Genomic DNA, 6,867 nt, shown 5'->3' with positions numbered 1-6,867 from the left:
GAGGTTTTTCTTACAAATGTCCGGAAAACGGCGTTAGTAAACTACGCTTTTAGTTTTGAGGCATAATTTATACACTGTTCTATACGAAATTTCCAGTTGCCTTGAAATAGGGTTCTTCTGGTCCGCCAACCCGGTCCCAACCGCAGCGGCGGCCAATGAGTTAGTTTACTCTGTTTGACTATTTGCACATAGTTTTTAATCTTCAAAAATATATTTAAGCAAATACTTAAATACTGTTATATTTGCCCAAATATTAGTGGCAGATATGGAAGATGTAGAAAAAGAGTCAGATCAAATTAGTAGCTGCATCCGTTTGTTCGCGGATCAAGAGCAGATCCAACTATGCAAGGAAACCTTAGACGAAAATGAAGACGCTTTTACCAGGTTAGCGCAGGTTTATGCGCTTGCTGGAAATGAGGCCCGGCTTAAAATACTTTATCTTATCCAGCAGCAGAACGAGCTTTGTCCTTGCGATTTGAGTGATATTTTGCAAATGACCGTCCCTGCTATTTCTCAGCACCTGCGAAAACTGAAAGATGCCAGTTTAGTACGTACCAGAAAAACTGGACAAACTATCTTTTATTCGATCATACCTGATCAGGCCAGTATCATCGGTCAACTATTTGTTGATATCCCCAGTCAAGAAAGTGTAGCCTTATGAAAGCGTCCAAAATCACCGCTAATGCCAGCATACTAACTGCATTGGCAAGTTCTGTTTGCTGTATCACACCATTATTGGCCATGGTGGCCGGGACAAGCAGCTTGGCAACCACTTTTGATTGGATTGCGCCTGCGCGTCCTTATTTTATTGCTGGAACCGTATTGATTTTGGGTTTTGCATGGTATCAGCAGTTAAAACCCGCTTCCGAAGACTCATGTAATTGTGGACCTGAAAACAAACCATTTATGCAAACCAAAAAGTTTTTAAGCCTGGTAACCCTTGCAGCAGTACTTCTGATTGCCGTCCCAAGTTATTCAGGACTGGCCTATCAGCAAAAGCAGGAAGCACAACAACCGGTTTCCAAAACAGACCAAACAGCCTATATAAAAATTAAGGGAATGACCTGTGAAGGGTGTGAACATCATGTTAAACAGGAAGTTAATAAGTTAAAAGGCATACGGCAGGTTCAGGTCTCGTATAAGAATGGCAATGCAACGGTTAGATATGATAGTAAGAAAACGTCACTGGCAGAAATTAAAAAGGCAGTCGACGCTACTGGTTATAAAGTTGTTGAAACAAACTAAGCAGTTATGAATTTAATATTGGAATCCATACTTACTTGTCCGCATTGCGGCACCCGACGCTTGGAAACAATGCCTGTTGATGCATGTATGTACTTTTACGAGTGTACAAATTGCAAAACATTGTTAAAGCCTGCTTCCGGTGACTGCTGTGTTTTTTGCACTTATGGAACCCAAAAATGTCCCCCGATACAATTGAATAAGTCGTGCTGTGCTTGAACTAAATGATATCAGTATCTATGAAAATGAAGAAAACGATCCCAGCTCTTCCTGTTAAAAACATTGACGAATCCGTTAAATTCTATTCTGAAAAGTTAGGTTTTACAGCACCTTATTATGACGATGGCTTTGCAAAAGTAGTCCGGGACGAAATTGAAATCCACTTGTGGGCATCTTCGGATGAAAGCTGGAAGAATAAAGGCTTATCCCTGGTAGCAGATCCAATTTGCAGTGGGGCTGAAAGCTTTCTGGCAGGCACGGCCAGTTGCCGGATTGAAGTCCAGGGTATTGATGAGTTGTACGAAGAATATAAAAAGCAAGGTGTAATTTGTATAAGTCAAGACTTGATCTGACAAACGAGACTCATCTGATAGTTTGCTGAGTGAACAACATCTTGTCCGATAAATCCTTTTCCCAAGCTAACTTCACCGAGTCCACAAAGGTTTGATACGGCGTTTTCCCAAAGCAATATTTGCCTTGATGCGTCCGCTCCCGGTTGTACTCTTCCAACCAATCGTCCAGGTCTTTCTGTAACTCTTCCAAGCTTGAATACACCTTTTTTCGGAACGCAGTGGCATAAAACTCATCCTGAATCGTCTTGTGGAACCGTTCGCAAATCCCATTCTGCTGGGGAGAGCGCACTTTAGTCTTGGTGTGGTCGATGTCCTCAATCGACAAATAAAGCTGGTATTCGTGGTGCTGGGGCTTGCCACAATACTCCGTTCCCCGATCAGTGAGCACCCGCAAGAGCTTGACGGCATGGGTCTCAAAGAAGGGTAACACCCGGTCATTTAACAGATCAGCGGCTACTAAAGCCGTCTTACGCTCATACACTTTAGCGAAGGCCACCTTCGAGTAGGTGTCCACGAAGGTTTGCTGATAGATACGGCCAACACCCTTGATGGTCCCCACAAAGTACGTGTCCTGGGAACCCAAATAACCGGGAAACCCCGTCTCGATTTCGCCCAGAGCCACTTTTTCCTCTTTTGCTTTCTCCATCGCCTTGAGTTGGGCCTCCGTCAGAATCAGCCCATCCTGAGCCACTTTGGCTTCCAAGGCCTTCAAGCGTTTGGCAAATAGTTCTAGATCGTGCCGCAGCCAGACCGAGCGTACACCACCAGGCGAGATGAAGATGCCTTTCTTCTTCAATTCATTGCTCACCCGCACCTGTCCGAAGGCAGGCTGATCAATGGCCATGGCCACCACCGCATCTTCGACTTGGGTGGCAACGCGGTTCTTTTCGATGGGCTTTCGGCGAGTCAACTCCTGTAAAGCCGCTTCTCCGCCCGTGTCGTAGAGGTCTTTGAAGCGGTAATAACTGTCTCGGCTGTAGCCCATCACTTTACAGGCTTGTGAGACACTACCTAACGTCTGGGCGAGTTTGAGAACGCCCAATTTGTTTTTGATGATCTTATCTTGTGTAGTCATCGTAACTTTGATCTGTTAAAGGTGAAACAAATTTACACCATTTGTCAGATCAAGTCTTGACTTATACATGTAATTTATGATATTGACACTGTTGTACAAGAGCAGCCATGGGGAGACCGGGAATTTCCGGCACTAGACCACCATCGCAATCTGTTAACTTTTTATGAGGAGATTTAGAAAAGCCAAGATCATCATTGATGCTAAATTAACGCGGTTAAAGAGTATCCTTCGCTTTGGATAGGTAGTTGTAAACTGTTCCATAAGCTATTCCTAGTTGTTTAGAAATCTTGTTCATTGATAATCCTTGCTTTTGCAAATCAAAAATTTCATTCTGTCGATCCATTGATATAGTTGGCCGTGAAATACGTTTTCCTTGTGCTTTTGCCCTTGCCATACCGGCTTTAACCCTTTGGCTGATCAGTGAGCTCTCAAATTGGGCCAGAGAAGCCATCACATGAAATATCAGCTCACCAGTCGGCGTGGTGGTATCAATATTTTCCTGATAGGAGATAAAATCTATTCCCATACTCTGAAATTCCTTCATGGCATTGACCAGTGCCTGGGTTGAGCGGGCAAAGCGGTCATACCGCCAAACCAGGACTACATCCAGCTTTCTCTTTCTGGCCGCTTCCATCATCAATTTATACTGGACCCTGTCTTGGGTTGTTCCGGAAGCGTAGTCTATAAATTCTCCCATGACTTCAAAGTTTCGTCTTTGGGCGTAGTCCCGTAACTGGTCCAGCTGGGTCTGTGGATCCTGCCCTTTATCCAGAGTAGATACTCTGGCATATAGTGCTACCCGTTTGGCCCGATTGTTCTGTTTTTTCATTTAATTGCTTATCAAAAAGGAACTCCTTTACAAATATACTTTTTAACGCTTAAAAACAGGCTTTAAACCTATTGCAGACGGGGTGAATTTTGATACCCTTTTTGATAGCCCCATTTTCATATGGCATCACGATTTTTGAACCAATCCCAGCGTGAACGTTACGAAAAGGTCCCGACAGAAATATCAGAATATGACCTGATGCAATTTTTCCAAATCACGCGGCAGGACAATATTTTTCTTAAATCGTTCAGAGGGGAGCACAACCGGCTAGCGATCGCACTCCAGATTGGGATTGTCCGGTTCATGGGTTTTCTTCCAGACAAATGGCAGCAGCAGATCCCGGCAAATGTAGCTGCCATGGTAAGTAGGCAACTGGATTCTGATATTGAACTGTTATTAATATACGGGCAACGGGATAAGACCAGAACGGAGCATTTAAATGTAATCTTAAAATATTTGAAATTCCGCCGGTGGCAGCCCCTGGATGAAATCTGGCTTTTGCCCTGGCTGCTCGATAAGGGGATGGAACATGACAACCAGCCGATATTGCTCAGGCAAGTGTGTTTAAAACTGGGGCAGGAAAAAATTATGAGGCCGTCTATTGGGACATTGGAAAGGATTGTTGGTAGCCTGGATGAACAGCTGCACCAGGAAACCTATCGAAGGCTTAGTTTGCTGCTGACCGAGGAAATGAAGGCCAGGCTGACGCAAATAGTCGAATTGGACGATACCGGCGGCATCACTTTGCACCGTTGGCTTTGCCAAGTCCCCACCAGCAATACGCCCAGGGCTATTAACCAGACGTTGGAAAAGATCAATTTTTTAAAATCATTAAACGTCCATGAATGGGACTTATCGGTAATAAGCCTAAACCGCAGAAAAAGGCTGGCCCAAATAGCCAGGAATGTTTCTAACAAGTATCTACAGCGGATGAACGCTACAAGGCGGTACCCGATTTTAATTTGCTTCCTGTATGAGAGCCTGATAGATACCAATGACAAGGTGTTGGAAATGTTTGATGATTATTGGGAGCACATTGTCAACGGATCAAAAAAGCAACTCGACACATATCAGCAGACCTTGTTCAAATCACAGAACGAGGCGATGAAAACCCTGTCCCAGACTGTTAGTATTATCATCAATGACACCATTACAGACGATCAGCTCCGTACCTGTATTTTTGAAATATATCCAAAGGAAATGCTCAGGGAGGCATTACTGGTAACCGGGGCTGCTCTTCGCCCAGCCAGGCAAACTTACTTATACTATCTGAACAACTACTATACAACCTTAAAACAATTCACCCCTAACCTTCTTAAAACCATTGACTTTCAAATTGCCCATTCCAAAGATGGCTTTCTGGGTGTGCTTGATATTTTGACCGGGTTGCAAACGGGCAAAAGAAGAAAACTGCCTGATGACGCGCCGATTGATTTTATAACGCCTTCCTGGAACAAACTGATTTTTGAAAACGATCAGCAACAGCCGGAAGCCCTTCCACAACGCCAACCTTACGAATTATGTGCCCTGGCCAACTTGCGGGACCGGCTCCGTGCGGGCGATGTATTTATCAATATCTCCCGAAAATATGCCGACTTTAACTCGTTGCTTCTTTCAAATGTGCAGTGGGAACTGCTACGACAGGATTTTTGCAATCAAATGTCAATGCCAACTCTTCCCACCGAGCGTATCGACCAGCGCTTGCAAGAGCTGGAATCACTGTTGAAACCGCTGGATGAGCTCTTGAATGCGGGTGGAGAGATCCGGCTTGAAGAAGGCATCCTGGTAGTGCCTGCATTGCCGGCAGAAGATGTACCCTTTTCAGCAAAAGCACTCCGGGAACAAATCAATCAACGGCTCCCGAAAGTCAACATCACAGATATAATTAAAGAAGTGGATGCATGGATAAATTTTTCCGAACATCTTCATGGATTGGAAAATGAACCGCGTAACCAGGAACACCAGTCTATTTTATATGCGGCTGTTTTTGCATCCGGATGTAATATTCCTCTGTCGGATTTGGCTAGGTCTTGTGAGATTGATTATCAAACGCTTTGGTGGACAAGCAATAACTATCTCTCAGAAGAGAATCTTAAAAAAGCCAACGATGCACTTGTTAACTTTCATTATCAACAATGGTTGAGCGGCTATTGGGGCGGGGGCACACTTTCATCCTCGGACGGGCAGCGGTTCCCGACCAGCGGGAAAATCCGGAATGCGAAGGCGCTCCCCAATTATTTTGGTTACGGTAAGGGAATTACCTTTTATACACATACCTCGGATCAATATAGCCAGTATGGCAGCCGGAGCATTTCGTCCACCGAAAGGGACGCCACTTACGTACTTGATGAAATTATAGGCAATGAAACCGATTTGACAATACTCGAACATACAACCGATACGTCAGGATATTCGGACCTAATCTTTGCGCTGTTTGATCTGCTGGGTATGGATTTTTGTCCAAGGATCCGGGACATAAAAGATCAGCGGCTGTGTAAAATCAAGGATCGGGAATGGGAATACCCTGCTTTGAAATTCACCGGTCGTGTTAATCCTGATTATCTCAAACAACATTTTGACGAACTTCTCAAAGTCGCAGCTTCCATTAAATCAGGGCGTGTAACCGCTTCATTGCTAATCTCTAAGCTTCAATCGTACCCGCGCCAAAATAACCTGATGTATGTTTTGCAGGCTTATGGCCAGCTGGTAAAAACCATTTTTATCCTTAAATACCTGCTTAGCATGCCTTTACGTAGAAAGATCAACACACAGCTGATCAAAGGAGAGCAGCTGCACAACCTAAGACTTTATCTTTGGTTTGGCGGCGATGGGATTGTACGCAGAAAACAAGAAGAACAACAGCAAAAAGTGGTCAGGAGCTTGAACCTGATCACCAATATTGTCCTGGTATGGAACACGGTTTATATACAAGAAATTATCAAAGAATTACACCAGGAAGGATATCCGATAGATGAAAATGACTTTGAATTTATCTCTCCTGCTCCATTTGCCCATATCAACCGGTTGGGAAAATACTCCTTCAACACAAACCCGGATCTTGGAGTCAATGGCTTACGGCCTTTGAGAAAGCCAAAACTAAATACATAGTTTACTAACGCCGTTTTCCGGCTATTTGTAAGAAGAACCTC

At 44.2% G+C, this 6,867-nt stretch carries 7 protein-coding genes; 5 read left to right on the top strand and 2 right to left on the bottom strand.

Features of this window, described 5'->3' with window-relative positions; translation table 11 throughout:
* Positions 1 to 265 precede the first annotated feature (265 nt).
* The 4 genes from AC23NW_RS35625 to AC23NW_RS35610 are packed head-to-tail and all read left to right on the top strand — an operon-like array spanning position 266 to position 1,814.
* Positions 266 to 661, top strand: a complete 396-nt coding sequence (locus AC23NW_RS35625; RefSeq protein ID WP_019991102.1) for an ArsR/SmtB family transcription factor — start codon at positions 266 to 268, stop codon at positions 659 to 661.
* The gene (gene merTP, locus AC23NW_RS35620; protein ID WP_027303351.1) at positions 658 to 1,245 is read left to right on the top strand and encodes a mercuric transport protein MerTP; all 588 of its coding nucleotides are present in this window, start codon (positions 658 to 660) and stop codon (positions 1,243 to 1,245) included. The genes AC23NW_RS35625 and merTP overlap by 4 nt, the downstream gene beginning before the upstream one ends.
* A 6-nt stretch (positions 1,246 to 1,251) precedes the next feature.
* Positions 1,252 to 1,461, top strand: coding sequence for a GDCCVxC domain-containing (seleno)protein (locus AC23NW_RS35615; RefSeq protein WP_083940642.1), 210 nt, complete (start codon positions 1,252 to 1,254; stop codon positions 1,459 to 1,461).
* 26 nt (positions 1,462 to 1,487) lie between these two features.
* Positions 1,488 to 1,814: a VOC family protein gene (locus tag AC23NW_RS35610; RefSeq protein ID WP_293834273.1), complete on the top strand. Its 327-nt coding sequence runs from the start codon at positions 1,488 to 1,490 to the stop codon at positions 1,812 to 1,814.
* A gap of 10 nt (positions 1,815 to 1,824) precedes the next feature.
* Here the strand turns inward: AC23NW_RS35610 and AC23NW_RS35605 are convergent, their stop codons facing one another.
* Positions 1,825 to 2,889, bottom strand: a complete 1,065-nt coding sequence (locus AC23NW_RS35605; RefSeq protein ID WP_293834272.1) for an IS481 family transposase — start codon at positions 2,887 to 2,889, stop codon at positions 1,825 to 1,827.
* A 214-nt stretch (positions 2,890 to 3,103) separates the two neighbouring features.
* On the bottom strand, positions 3,104 to 3,718 hold the full coding sequence (locus tag AC23NW_RS35600) for a recombinase family protein (protein ID WP_019991099.1): 615 nt from the start codon (positions 3,716 to 3,718) through the stop codon (positions 3,104 to 3,106).
* Between the two features lie 120 nt (positions 3,719 to 3,838).
* On the opposite strand from AC23NW_RS35600, the gene AC23NW_RS35595 reads away from it, so the two are divergent.
* Entirely contained in the window at positions 3,839 to 6,826 is a 2,988-nt protein-coding gene (locus AC23NW_RS35595) for a Tn3 family transposase (protein WP_138279465.1), read from the top strand.
* Positions 6,827 to 6,867: the final 41 nt, after the last annotated feature.

This window comes from Arsenicibacter sp. R0_47, assembly GCF_057652235.1.
The sequence above is the reverse complement of the archived record's forward strand: the minus strand, read 5'-3'. Positions and strand labels throughout refer to the sequence as shown.

Coding starts and splice junctions, on each gene's coding strand:
- AC23NW_RS35610 (WP_293834273.1), top strand. CDS start 1,488: ATGAAGAAAACGATCCCAGCTCTTCCTGTTAAAAACATTGACGAATCC.
- AC23NW_RS35600 (WP_019991099.1), bottom strand. CDS start 3,718: ATGAAAAAACAGAACAATCGGGCCAAACGGGTAGCACTATATGCCAGA.
- AC23NW_RS35595 (WP_138279465.1), top strand. CDS start 3,839: ATGGCATCACGATTTTTGAACCAATCCCAGCGTGAACGTTACGAAAAG.
- merTP (WP_027303351.1), top strand. CDS start 658: ATGAAAGCGTCCAAAATCACCGCTAATGCCAGCATACTAACTGCATTG.
- AC23NW_RS35625 (WP_019991102.1), top strand. CDS start 266: ATGGAAGATGTAGAAAAAGAGTCAGATCAAATTAGTAGCTGCATCCGT.
- AC23NW_RS35615 (WP_083940642.1), top strand. CDS start 1,252: ATGAATTTAATATTGGAATCCATACTTACTTGTCCGCATTGCGGCACC.
- AC23NW_RS35605 (WP_293834272.1), bottom strand. CDS start 2,889: ATGACTACACAAGATAAGATCATCAAAAACAAATTGGGCGTTCTCAAA.